This is a genomic window from Bdellovibrio sp. HCB288, assembly GCF_047305935.1.
Taxonomy (GTDB): Bacteria; Bdellovibrionota; Bdellovibrionia; order Bdellovibrionales; family Bdellovibrionaceae; genus Bdellovibrio.
Map to the genome: position 1 here is coordinate 2731872 of NZ_CP178619.1, position 23132 is coordinate 2755003.

Annotated in this window: 21 protein-coding genes; 16 read left to right on the plus strand and 5 right to left on the minus strand. The window is 47.5% G+C overall.

From position 1 onward, the window contains the following. Positions 1-63: 63 nt before the first annotated feature. From lpxA to ACLVWR_RS13415, 6 genes are read left to right on the plus strand one after another with little or no spacing between them, the layout of a single operon-like run. Positions 64-891 (plus strand): acyl-ACP--UDP-N-acetylglucosamine O-acyltransferase, encoded by an 828-nt coding sequence (lpxA, locus tag ACLVWR_RS13390; protein WP_413581147.1) that lies wholly within the window; start codon positions 64-66, stop codon positions 889-891. Next, positions 881-1807 (plus strand): Gfo/Idh/MocA family protein, encoded by a 927-nt coding sequence (locus ACLVWR_RS13395; protein ID WP_413581148.1) that lies wholly within the window; start codon positions 881-883, stop codon positions 1805-1807. The genes lpxA and ACLVWR_RS13395 overlap by 11 nt, the downstream gene beginning before the upstream one ends. Continuing rightward, on the plus strand, positions 1808-2959 hold the full coding sequence (gene lpxB, locus ACLVWR_RS13400) for a lipid-A-disaccharide synthase (protein ID WP_413581149.1): 1152 nt from the start codon (positions 1808-1810) through the stop codon (positions 2957-2959). Then, complete coding sequence (gene lpxK, locus ACLVWR_RS13405; protein ID WP_413581150.1) at positions 2956-3972, plus strand: tetraacyldisaccharide 4'-kinase; 1017 nt, start codon at positions 2956-2958, stop codon at positions 3970-3972. Before lpxB ends, lpxK begins: the two co-directional genes overlap by 4 nt. Beyond that, positions 3944-4825 carry a lysophospholipid acyltransferase family protein gene (locus ACLVWR_RS13410; RefSeq protein ID WP_413581151.1) on the plus strand — a complete coding sequence of 294 codons (882 nt, stop codon included), beginning with the start codon at positions 3944-3946 and terminating at the stop codon, positions 4823-4825. Before lpxK ends, ACLVWR_RS13410 begins: the two co-directional genes overlap by 29 nt. After that, positions 4825-5952, plus strand: a complete 1128-nt coding sequence (locus ACLVWR_RS13415) for a DUF3108 domain-containing protein (protein ID WP_413581152.1) — start codon at positions 4825-4827, stop codon at positions 5950-5952. The genes ACLVWR_RS13410 and ACLVWR_RS13415 overlap by 1 nt, the downstream gene beginning before the upstream one ends. 34 nt (positions 5953-5986) lie before the next feature. Here the strand turns inward: ACLVWR_RS13415 and ACLVWR_RS13420 are convergent, their stop codons facing one another. Both ACLVWR_RS13420 and ACLVWR_RS13425 read right to left on the minus strand, forming a co-directional pair. After that, positions 5987-6292, minus strand: coding sequence for a hypothetical protein (locus ACLVWR_RS13420; RefSeq protein ID WP_413581153.1), 306 nt, complete (start codon positions 6290-6292; stop codon positions 5987-5989). 106 nt (positions 6293-6398) lie between these two features. Further along, positions 6399-7529 carry a cyclic nucleotide-binding domain-containing protein gene (locus tag ACLVWR_RS13425; protein WP_413581154.1) on the minus strand — a complete coding sequence of 377 codons (1131 nt, stop codon included), beginning with the start codon at positions 7527-7529 and terminating at the stop codon, positions 6399-6401. A gap of 97 nt (positions 7530-7626) precedes the next feature. On the opposite strand from ACLVWR_RS13425, the gene ACLVWR_RS13430 reads away from it, so the two are divergent. Both ACLVWR_RS13430 and ACLVWR_RS13435 read left to right on the plus strand, forming a co-directional pair. Then, on the plus strand, positions 7627-8817 hold the full coding sequence (locus tag ACLVWR_RS13430; RefSeq protein WP_413581155.1) for a glycosyltransferase family 9 protein: 1191 nt from the start codon (positions 7627-7629) through the stop codon (positions 8815-8817). Beyond that, on the plus strand, positions 8726-9820 hold the full coding sequence (locus tag ACLVWR_RS13435) for a glycosyltransferase family 9 protein (protein WP_413581156.1): 1095 nt from the start codon (positions 8726-8728) through the stop codon (positions 9818-9820). The genes ACLVWR_RS13430 and ACLVWR_RS13435 overlap by 92 nt, the downstream gene beginning before the upstream one ends. Here the strand turns inward: ACLVWR_RS13435 and ACLVWR_RS13440 are convergent. After that, positions 9804-11216 (minus strand): sigma-54-dependent transcriptional regulator, encoded by a 1413-nt coding sequence (locus tag ACLVWR_RS13440; RefSeq protein ID WP_413581157.1) that lies wholly within the window; start codon positions 11214-11216, stop codon positions 9804-9806. The two genes, ACLVWR_RS13435 and ACLVWR_RS13440, sit on opposite strands and share 17 nt — an antisense overlap. Further along, positions 11213-13006 carry an ATP-binding protein gene (locus ACLVWR_RS13445; RefSeq protein ID WP_413581158.1) on the minus strand — a complete coding sequence of 598 codons (1794 nt, stop codon included), beginning with the start codon at positions 13004-13006 and terminating at the stop codon, positions 11213-11215. The genes ACLVWR_RS13440 and ACLVWR_RS13445 overlap by 4 nt, the downstream gene beginning before the upstream one ends. A 156-nt stretch (positions 13007-13162) precedes the next feature. Here ACLVWR_RS13445 and ACLVWR_RS13450 point away from each other — a divergent pair, with 156 nt between their 5' ends. The 8 genes from ACLVWR_RS13450 to ACLVWR_RS13485 are packed head-to-tail and all read left to right on the plus strand — an operon-like array spanning position 13163 to position 22439. Continuing rightward, positions 13163-14110, plus strand: coding sequence for a bifunctional riboflavin kinase/FAD synthetase (locus ACLVWR_RS13450; protein ID WP_340599601.1), 948 nt, complete (start codon positions 13163-13165; stop codon positions 14108-14110). After that, a complete protein-coding gene (locus tag ACLVWR_RS13455) occupies positions 14091-14924 on the plus strand; it encodes a hypothetical protein (RefSeq protein WP_413581159.1) in 834 nt (277 codons plus the stop codon). The genes ACLVWR_RS13450 and ACLVWR_RS13455 overlap by 20 nt, the downstream gene beginning before the upstream one ends. Before the next feature lie 47 nt (positions 14925-14971). Then, a complete protein-coding gene (pilB, locus tag ACLVWR_RS13460) occupies positions 14972-16672 on the plus strand; it encodes a type IV-A pilus assembly ATPase PilB (RefSeq protein WP_413581160.1) in 1701 nt (566 codons plus the stop codon). Beyond that, the gene (locus ACLVWR_RS13465) at positions 16672-17715 is read left to right on the plus strand and encodes a twitching motility protein PilT (protein WP_413581161.1); all 1044 of its coding nucleotides are present in this window, start codon (positions 16672-16674) and stop codon (positions 17713-17715) included. The genes pilB and ACLVWR_RS13465 overlap by 1 nt, the downstream gene beginning before the upstream one ends. After that, complete coding sequence (locus ACLVWR_RS13470; RefSeq protein WP_413581163.1) at positions 17716-18942, plus strand: type II secretion system F family protein; 1227 nt, start codon at positions 17716-17718, stop codon at positions 18940-18942. Further along, entirely contained in the window at positions 18943-20520 is a 1578-nt protein-coding gene (locus ACLVWR_RS13475; protein WP_413581164.1) for a two-component system sensor histidine kinase NtrB, read from the plus strand. A 40-nt stretch (positions 20521-20560) separates the two neighbouring features. Next, the gene (locus ACLVWR_RS13480) at positions 20561-21967 is read left to right on the plus strand and encodes a sigma-54-dependent transcriptional regulator (RefSeq protein WP_413581165.1); all 1407 of its coding nucleotides are present in this window, start codon (positions 20561-20563) and stop codon (positions 21965-21967) included. Between the two features lie 37 nt (positions 21968-22004). Then, the gene (locus tag ACLVWR_RS13485) at positions 22005-22439 is read left to right on the plus strand and encodes a ferritin-like domain-containing protein (protein ID WP_340599594.1); all 435 of its coding nucleotides are present in this window, start codon (positions 22005-22007) and stop codon (positions 22437-22439) included. Positions 22440-22514: 75 nt separating this feature from the next. Here ACLVWR_RS13485 and ACLVWR_RS13490 read toward each other — a convergent pair whose 3' ends face one another. Then, on the minus strand, positions 22515-22952 hold the full coding sequence (locus ACLVWR_RS13490; protein ID WP_413581166.1) for a hypothetical protein: 438 nt from the start codon (positions 22950-22952) through the stop codon (positions 22515-22517). Positions 22953-23132 lie beyond the last annotated feature (180 nt).

Genomic DNA, 23132 nt, shown 5'->3' on the forward strand with positions numbered 1-23132 from the left:
GGTCCCTTTTTAAATTAATGACCTGTTTCAATTTACGCAGAATAAATTTAGGATATTAAATCCATGGCAAATTATAAAATTCATCCTTCCAGTGTTGTTTCCCCTGATGTTGAGATCGCCGATGACGTTGAAATCGGTCCTTATTGCCTTATTCAAGGCAAGGTGAAGATCGGCAAAGGCACGATCGTGGAAGGTCACGTTACTCTGGGTTCGCGCTACGGTATTTTGGATATCGGCGCAAACAATCACTTCTGCCCAGGTGCGGTTATCGGTGGAGCTCCTCAGGATATTTCCTATAAGAACGAGCCTACCTCTTTGATTATTGGTAACAACAATATGTTCCGTGAGTTCACGACTGTGAATTTGGCGACCTCCAAGGGCGACAAAAAGACAGAGATTGGTGATAACGGTTATTTCATGGCTTACACACACGTGGGGCATGACTGCAAACTTGGCAACAATGTCATTCTTGCAAATAACACCCATTTGGGTGGTCACTGCGAAATCGCTGACGGCGTGTTCGTCGGTGGTATGAGTGCTTTGAATCAATTCACCAAAGTCGGAAAAATGGCGTTTATCGCAGGCAGCAGTATCGTGAATAAGGATATTATTCCATTCTGTCGCGCTCAAGGTACCTATGCGACTATTCGTGCAACCAATAAAATCGGACTGGCACGTAAAGGTTACCCACGTGAAGAAGTGACGAATGTGCATAAAGCGATTCGTATCATCATCATGGGTTCCCACACTGTTGAGGAAGGCATCAAGCGTATTCAGGAAGAATGCACAATGAGCCCGAACATCGAGTATTTCATTAACTTTATCCGTTCATCGAAGCGCGGAATCGCGGTCGACAGAAGTCCTAAAGGCTGGCAAGAAGATGAGCAATAAACTACGTGGCGCCGTTATTGGCGTTGGTTACCTTGGTAACTTCCATGCTCAAAAGTATAAAAATAATCCGAACGTGGAACTGATCGGGGTTTGTGATCACTTTCCGGCTCAGGCAGATAAAATTGCCGCTGAGTTGGGAGTTAAAAGCTTTCATCGTCCACAGGATTTGATTGGTCAGGTTGATTTGGTGACAATTGCGGCTAGTACGCAAAGTCACTATGAAGTGGCCAAACTTTTCCTGGAAAATGGTATTCACGTTAACGTGGAAAAACCAATCACAGCAACGGTGCCTCAGGCTGAGGAACTTTTGGCTTTGGCTGAAAAGCACAAAGTGAAATTGGCAGTGGGTCATATCGAAAGATTCAATCCTTCTGTGAATGAACTTAAAAAGCACATGAAAAATGTGTCAACAATCGAGCTGATCAGAACGGCGCCTTACAAGGCTCGTGGTGCTGATGTCAGCGTTCTTCATGATCTGGCAATTCACGATATGGATTTGTTGTTCTGGCTAACAGGCAGCGAGATTGAATCCATGATCTGCTCTGGCACAAAGTTGATTTCTCCGGAATTGGATACCGCATCCATTTCCTTTAAAATGAAAAATGGCATCCACGGCATCATCACGGTCAGTCGTGTTTCTCCGGTGGGTCAGCGATCCATTCGCGTGGTTCAGGATGATTGCACTATTTACGCAAACACCGGGATCCATGAACTTGAAAAAGTCGAGAAGGGTGCTGGCGGCGATGAATTGACAAAAATCACCAAGTGGACGGTGGATAAGGCTGATGCTCTTCAAAAAGAGACGGATGCATTCGTCGATGCAGTTTTGAATAACAAAACGCCGGTGGTTACAGGTCTGGATGGATTGAAAGCTTTGCGCGCCATCGAAGACATTCAAAAAATGATTGGTAAATAAATGGATCAAGTATTGTTCGTGGCCGCCGAGGCCTCCAGTGTGACTTATGCTCAAAGAATTCTTGAGACCTGGAAAAAGCAGGGACGTAAGATCCATGCTTTTGGTGTCGGCAGTCAGGACATGGAAAACCTGGGATTTGAACGTCTGGGGAAATCCGAAGAAATGGCCGTTGTGGGGGCTGCGGAGATTATTAACTCCTACGGTCTTTTGAAGGGTGTGTTTGACAGTCTTGTTCGCGAGGCTGAAAAACGCCGCCCGAAAGTTGCTATTGTGATGGATTATCCGGAGTTCAATCTGATGCTTGCAAAAAAATTGCATGCCTTGGGGATTCCCGTGGTTTACTACATCTCTCCGCAGGTGTGGGCTTGGCGTAAAGGCCGGGTTAAGACCATCAAAAAGTACTGCAAAAAAGTATTCGTACTATTCCCATTCGAAGTGCCTTTCTATGAGGAGCACGGCGTTCCTGTGGAATTTGTGGGTCATCCTTTGTTGGATGAATTGGATGAGCGTTTGATTGATGATGCCACTTATCTTAAAACTCACCGCAATCAAGTCGGCATTCGCGATGACGAAATTGTTCTGGGATTGATGCCGGGCAGTCGTCGTCTGGAACTTAAGCAGCACTTCCAGATTCAATTGGATGCCGCGCGAATTTTATCAAAAAAGTATCACAATCTAAAAATCGTCATTTTGACAGCTCCTACATTCACCAAAGAAAAAATGCAGGAGTATCTGGAGGACTTCCGTCTGCCATATATTCTGTTAAAGGATGAGCCATTTAGAATGATTCATCTGGTGGATATGATGCTGGTTGCTTCAGGTACAGCCACTTTGCAAGTGGGCCTTCTGCAAAAGCCGATGGTCATCATGTATAAAATGAAGTGGTTGACCGGTATCTTTGCCCGTATCTTCGTGCGCGGGACCAAGTTCTATGGTTTGGTGAATCTGATTCTGAATAAAGAAGCAGTTCCTGAACGTTTCCAGAGTGATGTAACCGCAGAAAATATGGCGGCACTTTTGGATCGCTATATTTCGGATGCGGCCTATACCGCGGAAGTTAAAAAAGATCTGGTATCTTTGCGCTCTTACTTGGGCGACAAAGGGGCCACTTCCCGCGTGGTGAAAGCATTGGATGAGTATTTGACGGTATGAAACCATTACTGAAACCATTGTCATTTATTTATGATCACATCGTGGGTTTAAAAAACTCACTTTATGACCGTGGAATTTTAGGGGCCTATAAGCCACCGATGAAAGTTATCAGTATCGGAAATTTGACAATGGGTGGAACGGGGAAGACTCCTATCACGGATTTTTGCCTGAAGTCCCTGGTCGGCGAACATAAAAAGGTCGCAGTGGTCAGTCGCTCTTATCGCGCAGATGCTTCCGCTTCCGTACGCGTGGATGTCACACATCCCCATGCGGCTCGGTACTATGGTGATGAGCCCGTGCTGTTGGCTCAGGCCAATCCGGATGTCACAGTCTTTGTTGGCGACAGCAAATGGCAGACGGCGGAATACTCAACAAAGAATTATGGACCGTTCGATGTGATCGTCGTCGACGATGGATTTCAGCATCGAAAACTGCACCGTGATCTGAATATTGTTATTCTGGATGCGACCGAGCCGTGGAGCAACTATCAAGTTGTGCCAGAAGGCCGTGCCCGCGAATCCTGGGAAGGTCTTGAAAGAGCCGATGTGATTCTATTCACGAAATGCAATCTTGCTGATGAAAACAGCCTTAAAGTCGTTCAGGATCATCTGCCGCCAGGTAAAGAGATTCTTTATTTCGGCTATGACATCGTGGAATTGAATAACGGCAAAGAGACTGCACCCACCGAGATGTTAAAAGGTCAGTGCATGTTCCTCGTGTCTGCGATTGCTCGTCCTGATGTTTTTGAGAAGATGATGCGATCCTATGGAGAGATCTCCAAACGAAGCCTTCATTACCGCGATCATCATCAGTACACAGAGTCTGATGCGCAAAAAATCTGGAATGACTTTATGAAGTCGGGTGCCGACTATCTAGTGACTACATCCAAGGATGCGGTGAAGTTGCGTCGTCTGTTGCCAGAGCCCGAAAAGCTCTGGAGTACCAATTTGCAGGTGACGGAATTTGGGACCAAAGGACGTCTGCATGAAATTATTGGCCAACTTTTTAGCTAAAATCGGAATTTTTCTGTCCGGCATATTGCCACGGAAGATCCAGCGACTTTCGGGTTCCTGGATTGGATTTTTATGGTGGGATGTCTTTGGCTTCCGAAAAAAAATTGTTCTTGGTAATCTTGAAATAGCCTTTCCGGAGTGGACAGACGCTCAAAGAAAAAAAGTGGGGCGCGAGTCCGTTTACCAATTGGGCTATAATTTTGGTGAATTCTTTTTTATTCCCAATATGTCACGCCAATGGGTAGATGAAAATGTGGTCTTTGAGGGGTTGGAAAACCACGAGCAGGCTCTTGCCAACGGCAAAGGATTTTTTTATCTGACACTGCATTTGGGCAACGGGGATTTGGCAGCCAATGCCCTGAGTGTTATTGGTCAGAAGATTCATATCATCTCAAAAAGTTTCAAAACCGAGTGGTTTAACAACTTGTGGTTCTCGGTTCGGGGAGCTCAAGGGGTTAAATACATCGAGGCCCACGGACCCAATAATGCTTTCGAGATTCTGAAGGCACTGAAGCGCAACGAGGGCCTGGTGTTCGTGCTTGATCAGTACATGGGAAAACCTTTTGGTGTCGCCACAAACTTCTTTGGGAAACGCACCGGTACGGCCTATGGTCTGGCTTTGTTCGCGCAAAAAACCAAGGCGCCAGTTTTGCCCATCTACACCTATGAAGGACAAGATGGGAAAGTTCACGTGGTCATCGAGCCAGCTATGGACTTGAGCCCTTCTATCGTTGAAGATAAAGACCAGAGTATTGCCAATATCACTCAGGCTTTTACTGATAAGCTTGAGCAAATAGTTAGAAAACATCCGGAACAATGGATGTGGGTTCACAGGCGTTGGAAGGATTTTTAGTGGGTAAGTTTTCGATTGCAGCATTTCTATTCGCAGTATCACTGTTGTCGGCATGTTCGACTTCATTTTTGAAGTATGAAAAGGCCGATCAACTTGGAACCATGGACGAGTTTGAAAAAGCTGTGAAAATTGAAGAGCCATCAGCTCCAGTCACGGAAACTGCTGTTGCAACGGATGAAAAAGAAACTGCAGCAAAATCCCCAGCAAAAACTGAAAAAGCAACGCCAGCGGCCAAGCCCGCCAAAGACTCAAAATCTTCCAAAGCAGTGACCGCGCCGGTTAAGCCAGCTGCAGCGGTCAAAGCCAAAGAGCCAGCAAAATCCAAGAATGGTAAAGACAAGAAAGCCGAAGCTGCCGTTTCAACTCGTAGACAGCCAGCCATTGAGGACGATGCAGGTTTTAATGGACGACGTCCGCTTGTTGACCCATTCCGAGTGGGTGAGGAAGTCGTGCATGACGTGTCTTATTTCAAAATGTCAGCGGGCGAATTGCGTTTCAAAACATTGCCAATGGCCACTGTGAATGGACGTCAATCCTATAAGCACAATATCGCTATTAAGACGATCTCCCTTTTTGCTTCGGTTTATACAGTTGAAGACAACGTCGACATTTTCATGGACTACGAGGAATTAACGCCAACCGTATTCGAGTTGCACGTGAAGGAATCCGGCCAGCTTCGTGAAGCCAAAATGCTTTTTGATAACACCAAAAAAATGGCGACCTTCTGGGAAAAGAAAGTCACCAAACAGGATGGTGAAGAGGAAAAGCGCGAGCAATGGGAGCTCGAGGAGTACGCACAGAACGTTTATAGTGCGATTTTCTATATGCGCATGTTTCAGTGGGAAGTCGGCAAGGAGTATGCTTTCCGTGTATCCAATGACAAAGAGAATCTGGTTTTCTCGGGCAAAGCAATTCGCAAGGAAGTTCTGGACACGGAGCTGGGCCCGATGAAAGCGATCGTAATTCAGCCAAATATCACTTTGAAGGGGAAGTTTAAGCCTATTGGTGAAAACCTGATCTGGCTGTCTGATGACGAGCACAAGTACATTCTAAGAATCGAAGCCAAGATTAAAATTGGAACCTTGGTTTCAGAAGTGGTGTCGATCAAACCTGGAAAAGTTCCCTAAATAAAAAAACCCGGTGATGAACCGGGTTTTTTTATTAATCGCAGTATTGAGTTATACGGCCGGTTGCTTTGCTGACGTTGACAGTCTTTGTGGTCACCCATTGTTCGACGTCTTTTTCCAGGATATCATCCCATGCTATTTTTTTAACCTGCAAAGCCACCATATACGAGGCTCCATCTGGCAGGCAGTTTCCCTTGGGATAGACGTCCTCAATGACGATCGTTTGTACGTCGTTGGCAATCAGTTGAGCAGAAACCTTATTGAATTGGTCATTGATGTCCTGAGACCGAGCTCCCGCAGGGAGTGCCGCAAGCATAATCAGTGGAAGCAAGTATTTCATTTTTCCGTCCTTCTGGTGAATTTCCGGCAGTTATATCACAGCGAAGGGGAAGCGTTGTTTTATACGATTTCAAGGTAAGGCACCTTGCAGAATTTGACCGTAACGTCTAAGAGTTTTTCATGTCGCGGGCAAGGCGGGAGGCAGCCAGGGTTTCAATAACTTTGGCCAAAATAAGATTCTGAGCCAGCATTTTATAGAATGCATTCTGTTCGATTTCCAATAAAACCGTATCTCTTTGAGTGGTTACCGTCGCCGTTCTGACGCCTCCGGAAACCAGCAGTGAGATTTCACCAAAACAGGTTCCCTGGTTAAGAACATTGATGGCAGAGCCTTTTTGACTGATAACCACAGAACCTTGAATCACGATATAACACGTATTGCCGGCTTGGCCTTCATGAAATAAAGCCTGATTTGCGGGTGCCTGAACCAGGCGTCCGGTAAATATCAAGGCATCCAGACTGTCCGTGGGGATGTCCTTAAAAAACGGTGATGATAGCAGTGCCTGCATCACCCAAAAGCGATGTTGAAGGGCCTGGGCCTTGTCAGACTTGATAAGGTTGTCGTATTCAGGCAGGTGATGGACCCTTAGGATTTCAGAGGCTGTGCTGGTGATAACATCGGCATTGCGCGGTTGGTTTAGCAGGAATCCTCGCTCACCAAAAAGAGCTCCGGAGCCCAGTGTTGCCACGAGCTGTCTGCGGGTCTCCGAAAGGACTTTGTAAATAGAGGCCTGTCCTTTTAATAAAACAAACAGGTCACGACTGCTTTGGCCGGAATGAGTGATGCGAATATTGGGTGGCACGGAAAACACCTCTGCTTTTTGCAGCAGATAATTGGCCAGGTGAGGTTCCAGGGAGCGAAAGAACGGCAGGGTCGCAGGATCGGGTTTGATCTGTTTGCCATTCATAACGTCGATAGAGCTAAATACCAACGGAGAGTCGTCAGAATTTACTTTTTTAAAATAGTCGATGATGTTTTGATTTGTGATCAGTCTTTCGTGCACCAGAAATTGAATCAGACTGTAGAGTTCACGGAAGCTGACCAACCATCCTTGCCCCAGAAAGAACTGCACAAGTCCTTCAATGGAAACTCCGTTTTTCAGAACTTCGAGGTAGGAAAATTGCAAAGCATTCAGCTCAAAGCTGCCCAGACCTGACGGTAAAGTCACGGTACCACCCTGAGCGTGTTTCAGGGTTTTGATGGGTTTAAGTTGAATCACTTCACGTTCTATTTTCATCCCTGAGCTTATCGGAAAAATCCGGGTGTTTTTTGCCGCGCCCTTGGTCCTGAAAATCAAGGACCAGACCCCTTGAAAGTCAATTTGGAGGGGGTTGATGTTCTACAATAATGCTATGGCGCAAACCAATTGTCGGTATTTTTCAGGATATAAACCCTGTTCTAAAAGTCAGAGCTGTGACTCGGACTGTGTCTCCTATGATGCGCCGAAAATTTCCATTTTAATCGTGCACTTGGGGGCGCTGGGGGCGGTGGTTCGCAGTACCAGTTTACTGCGAGCGATAAAACGCAAGTATCCTTCGTCCATGCTGACTTGGGTGACCGATGCGCCCGCGCATTTGCTTTTGCAGAATCATCCCGTGATCGATCGGGTGCTGACGACTCGCGAGGCTGATTTATTGCAGTTGCGGTCCCTGGAATTTGATGTCGCATTTGTTATTGATAAATCCCTTAAAGCTGTCGGTGTGCTTCGTCACACGCAAGTACTGCAGGTATTTGGCTTTACCGCAAATCCAGTGAACGGAGCGATTCTTCCCGCAACTCCCGCCGCAGAAGAGCTGTGGGAGCTGGGTCTGAATAATCAAAAAAAGTTCTTTGAAAACAAAAAGCCCGAGACGCAGCTCATGATTGAAGCCTTGGAGCTGGGTCCGTATAAAAGAGATTCCTACTGGTTGCCGCTGACGGAGTCAGAGCAGGCGCAGTTGCAGGAGCGTCGCTCGGGATTTTTGACCAACGGCAAGAAGTGGGTGTTGGGTTTTAACACCGGATGCAGCAATGTTATTGCAGCGAAAAAGCTCACAGTGGAGTTTCATCGATTGATGATAACTTCTTTGCAAAGCAGATATCCTGAGGCGCAAATTGTGCTATTGGGTGGTCCCGAAGACACTGAGCGAAATGTGCAGATCGCCCGTGGGCTTCCAGTTATTTCCACTGCCACTGAAAGCGGCTTGCGAGACGGTTTGATCAGCGTTGCAGCGTGTGATGTGGTGATTACCGGTGACAGCCTGGGCATGCATATGGCGATTTCTCAGGGGCGACAAGTGGTGGCCTGGTTCGGTCCAACCTGTGCTCATGAGATTGATTTGTATGGCCGCGGAGTATCTATTCTAACCAAGAGTTCATGCAGTCCTTGCTGGAAGAGAGCTTGTGAAAAAAGCATAATGTGCTACGATCAGGTCTCTTTGCAGGAGATCGTTCATGCCGTTGAATCTTGTCGTACAAACAGCCTTTCTGGGGGACTTGCTCTTGGCAATTCCACTCCTGAAACGTTGTCGTCAGATTTGGCCTGATCACGAGCTGGGGCTGGTGTGTCGCAAAGGTTTTGGCGACTTCTTTATCAAAACAAAATTGGTTGATCATATTTTTGAAATCAAAAAAGGTGATGCAGATTCCTATGTGCAGGCACTGCAGGGGATTGCAAAGCACCAGGTCAATTACCTTTTGTCCCCCCACGAATCCATGCGCACGATTTTCTTTTGTCGCAAAATCAAAGCTCAACATAAAATCGGTTTTAAAAAACCATTCAGCTTTCTGGCTTTTTCCCAGACGGTGAAAAAGCCCATGATGCTTCCGGATCCAATGCGCCAAATGAGTTTGTTGCAACCAGTGGATGGCAAGTTGCCAGAGTTATTGCTTGGTTATCAAAACAGCGTCAAACCTTATGAGCTCGATTCGAAGGGTAAGCTGCCTTCCCCTCCGGAATGGTCCTCAATGAGTGTTCGCGAAAAAATCATGCAATGCACGGACGTGTATGCAGGCTTGCAATCTCGCTACAACCTGAATGCGTTGAGTGAAGGTCGTGGCGTACTGATGTTCCCGGGATCCGTTTGGGCAACCAAGCGTTGGACCAAGGAGGGATTCGTCGCAACCGGTAAATCACTTCAGGAACAAGGCTATCAGATTTATGTGATGGGCGGGCCGGGCGAGGAAGCTCTGGCGCAGGAAGTGACCGACTTGATTCCGGGTTCGATTTGTATTGCCGGAAAGACCTCTATTTTAGAGTCGACGCAGATTATTGCCCGTGCGCGATTGTTGGTCGGGAATGACAGTGCGGCCTCTCATATGGCAGCTTCTTGTGAAACTCCCTTGATCGCCGTATTTGGTCCCACTGTTTTAAGATTTGGCTTCAGACCGTGGTCGGCAGATTCATATATTGCTCAGAAGGAAAATTTGCCCTGCCGTCCCTGTGGCAAGCACGGGCATAAAGTGTGTCCTATCAAAACTCACGTCTGCATGACCCACCTGCCAGCAGAGCAGGTGGTCGATAAAGCCGAAACTATTCTTCGCTCGTAAAGTCTTTGACGTTGATTCCGTACTTGCGGATTTTCCTTAGCAAGGTGTTTTTCGGAATATTTGCCTGAGCCACGGTTTGATTGATTCGACCCTGATTTGCTTTCAAAGCACTCACGATGAATTCCTTCTCCATGCCTTCTTTGAACACGTCAAAGTCCAACGGACCGGAGTAACCGACATTGGCCGTTTTCTCGGGAGCTTCCTTGGGAGTAAGCTTCAAGGATTCCGGTAAGGATTCCAGTGTGATATTTTGAGAGTTCTCCACGATGAAGGCGCGTTCGATCACGTTTTCAAGCTCGCGGATGTTCCCTGGCCAGCGATAGGCTTTAAGCATCTCCAAGGCCTCGATGTCGATTCCATTAATGGTGCGACCATGCTGACGAGCAAACTTTTTGATAAAGTGCTGTGCCAGCGCCTGGATGTCGTCAGAGCGATCACGCAATGGCGGCAAAAAGATGGGCATGACATTCAAGCGATAGAAAAGATCTTCGCGGAAGGTGCCATCGGCCATCATTTTTTCAAGGTTGCGGTTTGTCGCCGCGATAATGCGTGTGTTGGTTTTTACTTCACGGTTGCTGCCCACAGGAGTGAATTTCTTTTCCTGAAGCACGCGCAAAAGTTTGACCTGCATGTCAGGGCGAAGTTCGCCAATTTCATCCAGGAACAATGTTCCATTGTTGGCCATCTGGAATTTGCCGATTTTGCGCTCGATGGCGCCGGTGAAGGCACCTTTTTCGTGACCGAAGAGTTCGCTCTCCATCAGGCTTTCCGGGATCGCGCCGCAGTTGATTGCCACAAAACTTCCGGATTTGCGAGGGGAGTTGAAGTGAATCGCGCGAGCCACCAGCTCTTTGCCAGTTCCATTTTCACCGCGGATCAAAACTGTCGTATCCACTTTGCACAGTCGATAGATCAGGTTGAAGACCTCTTTCATTTTTTGCGAAGAACCCACGAACTCGGATTCGATGTCATCGTCAAAGATCGGATTCGACAAGGCCAGGCTGGAAACCAGATCACGGGCTTCCTGGCTTTTGCGAACGATCTCTGTCAACGTTTGTGGATTGACCGGTTTTTCAACGTAGTCGTAAGCGCCTTCTTTGATTGCAAGGACAGCATCGTGAAGATTGGAGTGAGCGGTCATCAACACCACGAAGGTGCGAGGATCATGCTCCTTGATTGCCGTCAGGGCTTCCAGGCCATTCATCTCCGGCATCTTCACATCCATTAAAACCAGATCCCAGGATTGTTGTTTTACTTTATCCAAAGCCTCTTTACCTGTGGAGGCCTCGTCAATTGTAAATTCAATTTCCGGCATGGTGGATTTTAGAATGGAAATGACCGAACGGCGCAGTTCCGCCTCGTCGTCCACAATCAGAGTGCTTAGTTGATTGATCATAACATCTCCTCGATAACGTCTTCAGATTCCAGTGGAAGGGTGAAGGACACAGTTGTGCCTTGCCCCCATTTGCTATCCATCGCAACTTTGCCACCATGAAGTTCAATAAAATATTTAACTAAGTAAAGACCCAAACCGGTCCCTTTGGTTTTTAAATCCTGATCACTGCCGCGGGTGAATTTACCCCAGACTTTGTCCAGATCCTCGGGTTTGATACCATCGCCGGTGTCTTTGACTTCGACTTTGATATCTTCGTTCGTTTCAGAGGAAGTCACCTCAATCAAACCCTGGGCGGGCGTGTACTTGATTGCGTTCTCAACCAGGTTGATAACAACCTCTTTGATCAGGGTCGTATCAAACTCAACAGAGAACATGGGCTCGAGATGAGTCTGAATACGGATGCCTTTTTCTGCAGCTAGGGGGCGCAGAGTGGAAAGAGCATCTTCGATCACTTCGTTGATGTCAGCGGCGTCTTTGTTGATTTTAAATTCGCGGGACTCAATGCGCAGGACTTTGAGGATGGACTGAATATAGCGATTCAGCTCGTCACCGAAAGTGCGCAGGGATTTTAAATCCGTTTGCAGTTCCTGATCCTGATTTTGCGTCAACAAGCGGTCCACGATCGCCTGAATTTTTGCGATCGGTGTTTTCAGGTCGTGGGAAATGAGGCTCACGAAATTGTTTTTAAGCTGTTCCAGCTCTGCCAGGTACTGCTGTTCCTGCTGGAGGGCGAAGTTCTTGCGTTCAATTTTTGTCGCCAGGTATCCAATGAAGATCGTCCAGGTCGCCGCCAATAGAACGAACGGCGCAAATGCCGGGGACCAGAAATAGAAGCTGTCGAAAACCCAGGCTGACAAGGCCGCCAATAAAGTCGCAATCCACAACACAAAAAACAACGCCACGGATTGCGGGTAGGTTGTGATGATGAAAATGGCAAAGCCCATCAAAAACAAAAAGCCCAGGGCGTACCACCAGAAATCCAGACGTTGAATCCACTTGTTGCCAAGCAGGGTGTCGGTGATGTGAGCCATAATCTCCGTGCGAGTGAGTGTTCCCACCGGAGTCAGGTAAACCGGAGAGGCCGAGGTTTCAGCCCCGATCAGGATGATTTTTCCGGTAAAGGCGTTGGCTGGAAGTTCATCGTAGAGAATTTCGCTCAGACCATATTGGGTGAAATTGTAAATGGATCCGCGATAGTTGATGGGGAGTCCAGCAAGGCTTGTGGGGAAAGTCTTGCCGGTGATTTTTTCAACCAAATGGGGCATGTCCGCGCGCTGCGGGAATACCCGGCGCACCAATCCGTCTTCGTCACGGCGAACTTCGTTGGCGCCAAGATTGGTGTGATCACGATTGCTGAAGGCCGGAGTCAAAACACGCTCAAGGCTGTTCGTCGTTGTGGACCAAACGACACGGGGGTCGAGGAAGTTCTTTTGTTCGGCAGGAGTCAGTTGAACGCCGCCGATGTTATCGCCAAAATAAAGCGTCACGCCCACGGCCTGGGGGTTTTGCTTCAGAACTTTTGCCAGCAACTGGCTCCAGATGCGTTTGTTCCAAAAGTAGCTGTCAGTGACGTCGGTTGCCGAGTCCAGATCCAGCAAAGAGGAATGCTTGGTGTAGATACCGGTGAAGTCAGATTGGCGGATTGTGATTAGAACGATTTGTGAGGAGACTTTTTGGTCGCCGCGAAGCTTGAAACGCTGGTCATAGGACGTGACTTCATCAGTGGAAAGAGCCAGGCATCCGATCGCCCAACACAACAAGCAACGAAGAAAGAAGCCGCGTTGGCGCAAGAAGTACCTCAGCAGGACCTCGCTGCGGTGTAAAACGCGATTTAAATACTGTTGAAAGGTCCCTTTTTGCACGCGTTGCAACATAGCAAATTTATTAAAAATATCAACTATTAAAAGCCCTTACCGCCGGGCGCGGAAACAGGTATATTGAAAAATATGCATATCTATCAAGGCGTAGGGCAGATGGGTTCTGTTATAGAGTCCTCTGTCGTCACAATTGGCAATTTTGACGGTGTTCATCTGGGGCATCAGCAACTGATTGAAACTGTTACTCGCGAAGCCCAGCACTATGGTGTTCCTGGGGTTGTGTATACTTTCCATCCTCACCCTGTAAAAGTGCTTTTTCCAGAGCGCCAAACCCAGAGAATGTTCGATCTTCGCGATCAGCAGGAGCGCTTTGCCGCTGGTGGCATCGAGTGTGTGATCATCGAAAATTTCACCCGTGAGTTTGCACAGGTTTCCGCTCAGGATTTCCTGCAAAACTATGTGATGAAAAATCTGAATCCCAAGACTCTGGTCGTCGGGCACGATTTTAATTTTGGCGCCAATCGCACCGGAAACATCTCTTTCCTTGAGGGGTTTTGTGCGCAGCAGGGGATACGTTTGATTGTGATTCCTCCCTTTCAGTTGAATGGCCAGGTGGTTTCATCGACGCGCATTCGTGAGGCTTTGCAGGCGGGTGAAGTGGACAAGGCCGCGCAACTTTTGGGTCGTCGTTATTACCTGCGTGGCAACGTGGAAAAAGGTTTTCAGCGCGGTCGCACCATCGGGGTGCCCACTGCCAATATTCATCCCGATGTGGAGTTTGTGCCTCGAAAAGGTGTGTATTTCACTTACACCAGAATCAACGGACACAATCATCCCTCCATCACAAATATCGGTGTGAATCCCACTTTCCAGGAAGACGGCAAAGCGGGGCCGGTAAAAATTGAAAGTCATATTTTCGATATGGATGCACAGCTTTACGGCGTGGAAGTCGAAGTGGAGTTGTTGTATTTTTTAAGGGATGAAATGAAGTTTTCCGGGATTGATTCTTTGAAGCAGCAGATTTTCTCCGATATGGCAGCCGCCCGAAAGTATTTTGATGAACAAAAAAATTCTTGAGTTCCGTGAGGGCGAAGCCAGTACATTGTTTCGATTTTTGCAGTTTATTGCGAAAAAAAATCCGGATTTTCCCGTTCCAGAGCAGCACCCCACGTTTTCCGAGGAGCTTTTGGCGGGCGCGGATGCCGCACTTTTTTCTTTCGAGCAATCTCGCGCTCTTTATCCTTCGCTGCAGGTTTTGCCAACCCAGGTTCGCTTGCTGGAATGCTTTGATTTGTATCTGCCGGAAGGTGCGAAGTGGTATCCTCGGCTTCTAAGTTACGAGGCTCTTCATAAAGTTTTGGTGGAGCAGGCCCGTGATGTGGATATTCGTATGCCAGCGTTTGTCGTTGGTGAGGGTGAGTGTCTGCGAATCGCCGCGGCTGTTTGCACGGAATTGGGATTCGGTGAGATCTATTTGATGGGGGAGAACATCACCCAGCTGCATCGCGAAGCCCGCATTCTGTCGCGGGGAAATCTGGGGATCAAGTTCAAGGTTCTGCCGATAGAGGACCTGACCATTCAGGCGATCAGTGCTTCATTGATCGTCAACACAGTTCAACTGGACTCGGAGAGTGAGCTCTTGACCGATTTGTCATATTTCAACTTCATGACGACCGGCGGGTATGCGTTTGATTCGCACCTTGGCAATCTGCAAAGTGAGTTGATGGATGAGGCGAAGCAGGCGGAGTTGAAGGCTCTGTTCCCTAAAGACATGTTGCAGGCTTTGGTCGAGACAGTTTTCGAGAAACTTAAACAATCTCATCTGCTGAAGCCCTCTGACCTTGCGAATTGGATCGAAGAGTTCAAGAACGAAAACTCTTCTTCCGTCTAGTTACAAAAAACGGCACCCTGGTATAAAGTTATATCTGGGGAGCCACAATGTCTTCTTTCAAGATTGGTGAAATATTAGTTAAGCAGGGTCTGCTCAAACCGGATCAGCTTGCGCACGCTGTTGAAGAACAAAAGAAATCCGGGACAGCTAGACTGACTGGAGTTATCACACAGCTTGGTTTTCTTAAGGAAAATCAAATCCTTCGCGCGATGGAAAAGCACTTTGCAGTGCCTGGCGTGGAAGTCTCCTCTTTCGAAATTGATGCCTCAGTTTTACAACTTATTCCCCGTGATGTTTGTGATCGTAATCAATTGATTCCATTGCAAAAAGCCGGATCCACGCTGGTCGTGGCCTTTGCTGATCCCAGCAATATCATGGTTAAGGAAGACTTGCGCTTTATCACGCGCTGTAAAATCCAGGCCGTGGTTGCGACTGAAACGGCGATTGCTGCCAGTATCGAAAGATACTATGGCGGTAACATCAACGTTAAAAATCTTAACACGATCGCAGAGAGTATGGAGGAGGAGTACGCAGCGTCTTCCACTGCCGAAATCATCGACTCCGACTCTGGAGGTGATGAAGCTCCGATCGTAAAATTCGTGAATCAGATTTTAGGTGATGCAATCATTAAAAAGGTGTCGGATATCCATTTCGAGCCTTATGAAAAAAGATTTCGCGTGCGCTTCCGTATCGACGGTAATCTGGTTGAAGCGACCCAGCCACCGCAGGGAACCGGTGCCGCCATTGCCTCGCGTATCAAGATCATGTCCAAGCTCGATATCGCCGAAAAACGCCGTCCTCAGGATGGCCGTTTGAAAGTTCGTACGAAAAAAGGCCGCGAGATGGATTTCCGTGTCAGCGTCCTGCCGACTATCTGGGGCGAAAAAGTCGTGATGCGTTTGCTTGATAAATCTAATCTTCAGTTGGACATGACCAAGCTTGGTTTCGAGGAAGACGACTTAAAACTTTTCAAAAGCATGATCAACCTTCCGCAGGGAATGGTCTTGATTACCGGACCCACGGGTTCTGGTAAAACCACGACAATTTACTCTGCCCTGGCGGAATTGAACAAACCGGATGTGAATATTTCCACCGCAGAAGATCCGGTGGAGTTCAATCTTGAAGGTATCAACCAGGTTCAGATGAATCCGGATATTGATTTGAATTTTTCCAGCGCCCTGAAATCCTTCCTGCGTCAGGACCCGGATATCGTGATGGTGGGGGAAATTCGTGACCTTGAAACAGCAGAGATTGCCTTCAAAGCGGCCTCAACGGGTCACTTGGTTGTAAGTACTCTGCATACCAATGATGCTCCGGGAACCGTTGTCCGTCTGACTGAGATGGGTGTGGCGAATTATATCATCACTTCGTGTGTGAATCTGGTAGTGGCTCAGCGTCTGGTGGGAAAAAACTGTGAATCCTGCAAAGCGCCGATTGAAGTTCCGGCACAGACACTTTTGAATTTGGGTGTTCCGCAAGCGGAGATTCCAGATTACAAATTGATGCGCGGTAAGGGGTGCTCCAACTGCAATAACTCCGGCATCAAAGGTCGTTTGGCAGTGTACGAGTTGCTGTCCATGACGGAAAAAATGAAAGAGGCCATTCTTAAAGGGGCCTCAACGGGGCAGTTGCGTTTCCTGGCACGTGAGCAAGGGATGAAAACGCTTCGCCGTTCTGCATTGTTGAAACTTAAACGAGGCCAAACAACAATTGAAGAAGTCTTGAATGCATCTGTGAAGGACACATAATGAGTTTGACTGAATTGTTAATGCAAGCAAAAGCAAAGAAATCCCAGGAATTCCTGTTTGTCGTTGGTAGCGAGCCTCGCGCGCGCAGCACTACGGGTTGGGAAAGTTTAAGAAAGTCTCCGGGATTGATGACGGAGTGGAAGCTTCTTCAGCAGAGCTTTTTGGACGACAATCAAAAAACTGTCCTGGAGACAACAGGCGCTGTGGTTGGTGAAACCGCGCTTGAGAATATGCGCATTGGGTTTTCGTTCTTTCAGCATGAAAGCACCATGAAGGCGATCATCGATCTGGATCTGGATGGTTCAAGATTTGATATGCCTTTGCCGGGAAGCTATCTGGAAACCTGCCTGCGCATGAAGGGACTGGTGATTGTCTCTGGTGCCGGTGAATCCGGGCAGACGGGGACGCTGTATAAAACCATGCAAAAAATGGGTGAGGAAAAATCATTCATGGGTGTGGTTTTCTCCACCAGACCATTCCCGCAAATGCGCGAGGAAAAATCTTGTTTCCTGTATCATAACGGCATTTTTGCCAGCAAAGACGAGCGTGACAGTCTGTTGAACGGAGTGGATGTCGTGGTTTACGACGGAGCTTCGGATGATGACAGCTTCCTTGAGGCAATGGCCTTGGCGGAACGTGGCGTTTTTGTGATCTATTCCATGCGTGCGCCGTCTTTGATGAATGCGCTTCGTCGCTGTTTGTCGGTGATGACGGATCGTTTTGATCAGCATGGTTCATCTCGTTTTGCAGAGGTGTTTTCCATGGGGCTGGGGCAGTATGCGATGCCCGGACTTGGCAATGACCGCGTGTTTGCTCACGAGCTGCTATTGGTAAAACCACAGATTCGTGATTTTATCGAGCGTCAGGAAATGACGGCATTACAATCTGTTTTGACAACAGCGCCGGAGCACTCAGGTATTTTGACTTTGAATCAATCTCTGTTGCAGCATTTGATTCGCCGTCGTGTGGATTTGAAAACAGCCTTTGAAACATCCCGCGATCCGGATCATTTGGATCAGTTGCTCAAAAAGGTGGGCATCTAGATGGCTAAGTTCCAGTATCAGGCCAAAGCGGCCACAGGTGGAATCGTCTCGGGAGAGATCGAGGCGGCAACTCAGCAGGAGGCGATCATTCGTCTGCGTGCGCAGCAGTTGATGCCGACAAAACTTGTGGTGGTGGCAAGAGCTGGTGGAAAAAAGCCGGGCGCCGCGCAACCCATGTTCGGTGGACGCGTCAAGGGGAAGGATCTGCAGATCTTCACCCGTCAGTTTGCAACATTGATCAACGCCGGTATCCCGGTGGTGGATTGTTTGAAAATTCTTTCTGAAGGTTTGCGGCCGGGGCCCCTAAGAAGTGCTGCAGGTCAGGTTAAGACTTCGATCGAAAGCGGTCGTCGTTTGGCCGATTCCATGGCGCAAGTGCCACTGGTTTTCGATAAACTTTATGTGAACATGATCCAGGCCGGTGAGGAAGCCGGTATCCTGGATGGTATCTTGAATCGTCTGGCTCTCTATATGGAGAAATCAGAAAAATTGAAAAGTCAGGTTAAGGGCGCCCTGGTTTATCCGGCCGTCATTCTGGTGGTGGCATTTGCAGTTATCACCGGTATCCTGGTTTTCATCCTTCCTAAATTTATGGAGTTTTTTAACTCTGCTGGTAAAGAACCACCTGCACTGACTCAGGCCGTGATTGCACTTTCCAATTCCATGATCAATCAGTGGTACCTGTATGCGGCGGGTGTGGTGGGTATTCCGTTTGCGATTCTTCAATATTATCGCACCGACGAGGGCCGCGATACTATGGATCGACTGTTCTTTAATGTCCCGGTTTTCGGTGAAGTGATTCAGAAGTCTGCAATTGCCCGTTTGACTCGTACTCTTTCGACCTTGTTGTCATCGGGTGTGGGTTTGATTGAAGCGATCGATATTTCCGCAAAAACTGCCGGCAACATCGTCATCGAGCAAGCTTTGCTTCGTTGTAAAGCCTCAGTCACCGAAGGTCGTACCTTTGCGGCGCCATTGGGTAAAGAAAAAGTTTTCCCCGAGATGGTGGTGCAGATGATCTCCATCGGTGAACAATCCGGTACGATGGATATCATGCTGGGTAAGATTGCCGATTTCTATGAAGACGAAGTTGAAACTGCCGTGAAAGCCATGACTTCATTGCTGGAGCCTTTGATGATGGTTTTCCTGGGTGGTATCATCGCGATCCTGGTTATTGCCATGTACTTGCCAATCTTCAGTATGGCAGACGTTGTCGGCGGGGGATAATTGCGCTTAAGTTACGCCCTTCAGAATAATAAGAAACAAGGACTGACTGTCGAGTTTGCTCGCGTCAGTCTTTTTGCCATTGTCCTGTTGATCAGTGTGGTTTCAACGATGGCTCAGGGAAGTTTCGTAAACTGGTCCGTGCAGGCGCCTTTTTACCTGGTGCTGACATTGGCGTTGGGGTTGCACATCATCTGGATTTCAGAGTGGGATCAGTTGCTGCAGAATCCGCGCGCCCTGTTTTTGGGTTTTGTTCTGGATTCAGTCTTCATATCGCTTTTGATTTATTACTTCGGTTTGAATCAGTCCTTATTGATGTTCCTGCATCTGGTGAACATTTTGCTGGCGGGAATCGCATGCCGGGGAGTGGGTGCCTTAACTTTGGCTCTATTCACCAGTATCACCTTCACAACGGCGGCTTTGTTTTCACCGGAAATGAAGGCGTTGAACTTCTTCTTCCTGTTGGCGCTTAATAATATCGCATTTTTCTCGGTGGCGGGACTAGCAGGCTTCCTGAGTGAACAATTGCAGTCAGTCGGTAAGGAATTAAAACAAACCGGCTTAAGTCTGCGTTCTGCACAGGAGTTAAATCAGTTCATCATGGAGAACATTCCATCGGGAATGCTTTCTTTTACATCAGACGGACAGGTGCTGACTGCGAATAATTCCGCTTTGGATATCCTGGGTAAAACTGAAATCACCGGTCTTAACTGGTACCGTCTGTTTCCTGAGACAGAAAAAGCCTCTGACAACTTCAGAGGTGATTTGAAGTATGTCGAAAGTTCCGATCAAACGGCAAAGATTCTGGGTGTGACTTTATCCAAAGTGTACAGTCCGGACCTGCAAGCACCACTTTCGATTGCTTTGGTCGATGATTTGACCAAGATTCGTCAGTTTGAATTTGCTGCTCGTCAGAACGAAAAACTGGCGGCAGTGGGAGGCTTGGCAGCCGGGATTGCACATGAAATACGCAACCCGCTGGCGGGAATCAGTGGCAGCATTGAAATGCTGACTCAGACAGTGACCAACGATGATGATCGCAAGTTGATGAAAATCGTCCTGCGCGAGATCGATCGTCTGAATAACCTGATCACTGATTTTTTGGATTATGCCCGTCCGGAAAAGCCTCCTACAGATGCGGTGGATATGGCGTTTCTGCTGAATGAGGTTCTGGATGCGATCAAAACGGACGGGAAAGTCAGAGCCGATATCGAGCAGATCCGTGAAATCAGTCAGGACTTAAAAATCCTGGGTCATCGTGATAAGCTTAAACAGGTTTTCCTGAACATCGTTTTGAATTCTTATCAGGCGATGCAGGATTCGAGCAAAGCTCAGATGATCGTTAAAGCCGTGGCAAATGAAAAAGCCATCGTGATCAGTTTGCGCGATTCTGGATGTGGCATGAGTGAAGCCACACGCAAAAAAATGTTTGAACCTTTTCACACGACGAAACCCAAGGGTACAGGCCTTGGTCTAGCTATTACTCATAAAATTCTGGAAGGCCACGGGGCGCAGATCTTTGTTGAGAGTGAGCAAGGTGTGGGGACAGAGTTTGTTTTGACTTTCCCTAAAGCAAACTAAAGAATAAAGACTATATTCACAGGATGTGGGAGCGAGATACATGAAGCCGAGAATTCTTGTTGTCGACGACGAAGAATCAATACGCGAATTTCTAGAGATCATGCTGAAAAAAGAAGGCTATGAGATCACTTTGGCTGAAGACGGCCAAAAAGCGAAAGACCTTCTTACGAAAAAATCATTCGATATGATCATCTCCGATTTGCAGATGCCTCATGTGACGGGGATTGAACTTCTTAAACACGTGAAAGAATCCTATCCGGATACAGTGTTTATGTTGATCACCGCATTCGGCACCACAGAGACAGCCGTTGAAGCCATGAAAATGGGCGCCTACGACTATCTGACGAAGCCATTTAAAATCGATGAAGTTCGTTTGAACATTCAAAACGCGCTTCGTTCGCGCAATTTGGAAGTTGAAAATAGAACTCTTAAAAAAGAACTTACCAAAGAATACTCATTCCAAAGCATGGTGGGGAATTCCCCGGCAATGCACACCATCTTTGACATGGTTAAACGTGTATCACAAACGCCAACAAACGTTTTGATCACGGGGGAATCAGGTACAGGTAAAGAGGTCGTTGCCAAAGCGATCCATTATAATGGTCCTTTGAAAGATCGTCCTTTCGTTACCGTGAACTGCGGTGCGATTCCTGAAAATCTGATGGAATCAGAAATGTTCGGTCATAAAAAAGGCTCCTTCACGGGTGCGGTGGTTGATAAGGCCGGTCTATTTGAAGTTGCTGATGGCGGAACACTGTTCCTGGATGAGGTCGGTGAGTTGCCATTGACGATTCAGGTTAAGCTTCTTCGTGCAATTCAAGAGCGCGTGATTCGTCGTGTGGGTGCCACAGAAGACGCGAAAGTGGATGTGCGTATCATCGCTGCGACAAACAGAAATCTTGAGGAGATGGTGGCTAAGGGCACTTTCCGTCAGGATTTGTTCTATCGTTTGAATGTAATCAATATCAGAACTCCGGGATTGCGTGAGCGTCGTGAGGACGTGCCACTTTTGGCCAACCATTTCCTGAAGAAATACAATGAGCGCCTGAATAAAAACATCGGTGCGATCAGTGTTGAAGCCATGGAAATCCTGAAGAAGTATGACTATCCAGGTAACGTGCGTGAGCTTGAAAACATGATCGAGCGTACTGTGGCCTTGGAGGGTGGAGCGACGATTCTGCCTGAATCATTGCCGCCAATGGTGAACACATCTTCTGGCCGCAAAATGGCGTCATCCAATGAAATTGAGATGGGTGATGACGGTGTTGACTTGGATAAGGTCATGGGCCAAATTGAAAAAGAACTTTTGATCAAAGCGATTCACTCTGCGGGTGGCGTTAAGAAGAGAGCAGCAAAATTGCTTCATATTTCTTTCCGTTCTATGCGTTATCGCATTGAGAAATACAATCTGGGCGTTGTCGGTGATGACGAGCTGGATGACGAATAAAAGACGAATCGGACAAGAATAGTTAAGGAGGCTCGCGATGTCAGTGCCAGAAGACAAAAAGAAAATCGTGGAATTGCTGAATGAGATTATCGAAATGGAAATCTCTGCAGTTATTCGTTATTTGCACTATGCGCTGATGATCAAAGGGCCGAATCGTATTCCTATCGTTAAATGGTTCCATGATCAGGCGAACGAGGGTTATGCCCACGCATCCATGATCGGTGAAAAGATCACAGCATACGGTGGACATCCTTCATTGAAGGTGTCTCCGGTGCCAGAAACCAACACGCACAAAGTTTTGGATATTTTGGCAGAAAGCCTGGATTTCGAATTGAAAGCCTTGGCTAAGTATAAAGATCTTTTGAAGCACGTTGGCGACGACGTGGCTCTTGAAGAGCTGGTGCGCGGTCAGATCCGTTTGGAGACTGAGCACGTTGAAGAGGTTCGTAAGATGTTGGATGTAAATCACTAAAACTACGAAGATATTTGAATAAAAAAGCCAGGAGTGATCCTGGCTTTTTTCGTTTCAGATGTGTGTATGGGGCGATTATTTTGCCACGTAAACCGGAATTTCCAAGTGCTCAGCCTGACCGTTTAGAACGAAATCAAGACGCACATCCCATTTTCCGCGCATCACGAACCATGCGTTGGTCACCAGATAAACGCCGTTGGCGTTTTCTACGATATTAACTGGAGAAGATCCATGGCCATGATGACCCATGTTCATCCAAAGATCCGCTTTGAAGTTGTTGATGGTTGCGCCTTCGAAACCTTGAATTAGAACTTGAAACTGACCTTCTGATTCAGAGGAAATGTCTGTTCTATAAAGCAGCTGCGCACATACGGATGGAGTTTTTTCGGAGCAAACGATGGCGCTCAACTCACCAGCTTTTGGTGAAGTAGGGGCATTAAAGGTTTGCGCAGAAGCAGAAAAACTTAAAGTGATGGATGCAAGAAGTGTCGCGATGGACATCATAAGACTCATAAACTCTCCCTTATATGCTGTTGATATAGCAGGGATTCTGCGGATTGCCATGGGAATATTTCGAGCGCAACAAAGGGTTGCTGTGGGCGTCTTTAAATCACAGATGTTAAGGACTTAGAGATGAGGGCGGTTTTATAGGATTTGAAGTTGTTTATGCGATTGGCCGTCAGTTTTTCGGCT

Coding starts and splice junctions, on each gene's coding strand:
- lpxA (WP_413581147.1), top strand. CDS start 64: ATGGCAAATTATAAAATTCATCCTTCCAGTGTTGTTTCCCCTGATGTT.
- ACLVWR_RS13395 (WP_413581148.1), top strand. CDS start 881: ATGAGCAATAAACTACGTGGCGCCGTTATTGGCGTTGGTTACCTTGGT.
- lpxB (WP_413581149.1), top strand. CDS start 1,808: ATGGATCAAGTATTGTTCGTGGCCGCCGAGGCCTCCAGTGTGACTTAT.
- lpxK (WP_413581150.1), top strand. CDS start 2,956: ATGAAACCATTACTGAAACCATTGTCATTTATTTATGATCACATCGTG.
- ACLVWR_RS13410 (WP_413581151.1), top strand. CDS start 3,944: ATGAAATTATTGGCCAACTTTTTAGCTAAAATCGGAATTTTTCTGTCC.
- ACLVWR_RS13420 (WP_413581153.1), bottom strand. CDS start 6,292: ATGAAATACTTGCTTCCACTGATTATGCTTGCGGCACTCCCTGCGGGA.
- ACLVWR_RS13425 (WP_413581154.1), bottom strand. CDS start 7,529: ATGAAAATAGAACGTGAAGTGATTCAACTTAAACCCATCAAAACCCTG.
- ACLVWR_RS13430 (WP_413581155.1), top strand. CDS start 7,627: ATGTTCTACAATAATGCTATGGCGCAAACCAATTGTCGGTATTTTTCA.
- ACLVWR_RS13435 (WP_413581156.1), top strand. CDS start 8,726: ATGCCGTTGAATCTTGTCGTACAAACAGCCTTTCTGGGGGACTTGCTC.
- ACLVWR_RS13440 (WP_413581157.1), bottom strand. CDS start 11,216: ATGATCAATCAACTAAGCACTCTGATTGTGGACGACGAGGCGGAACTG.
- ACLVWR_RS13450 (WP_340599601.1), top strand. CDS start 13,163: ATGCATATCTATCAAGGCGTAGGGCAGATGGGTTCTGTTATAGAGTCC.
- ACLVWR_RS13455 (WP_413581159.1), top strand. CDS start 14,091: ATGAACAAAAAAATTCTTGAGTTCCGTGAGGGCGAAGCCAGTACATTG.
- pilB (WP_413581160.1), top strand. CDS start 14,972: ATGTCTTCTTTCAAGATTGGTGAAATATTAGTTAAGCAGGGTCTGCTC.
- ACLVWR_RS13465 (WP_413581161.1), top strand. CDS start 16,672: ATGAGTTTGACTGAATTGTTAATGCAAGCAAAAGCAAAGAAATCCCAG.
- ACLVWR_RS13470 (WP_413581163.1), top strand. CDS start 17,716: ATGGCTAAGTTCCAGTATCAGGCCAAAGCGGCCACAGGTGGAATCGTC.
- ACLVWR_RS13480 (WP_413581165.1), top strand. CDS start 20,561: ATGAAGCCGAGAATTCTTGTTGTCGACGACGAAGAATCAATACGCGAA.
- ACLVWR_RS13485 (WP_340599594.1), top strand. CDS start 22,005: ATGTCAGTGCCAGAAGACAAAAAGAAAATCGTGGAATTGCTGAATGAG.
- ACLVWR_RS13490 (WP_413581166.1), bottom strand. CDS start 22,952: ATGAGTCTTATGATGTCCATCGCGACACTTCTTGCATCCATCACTTTA.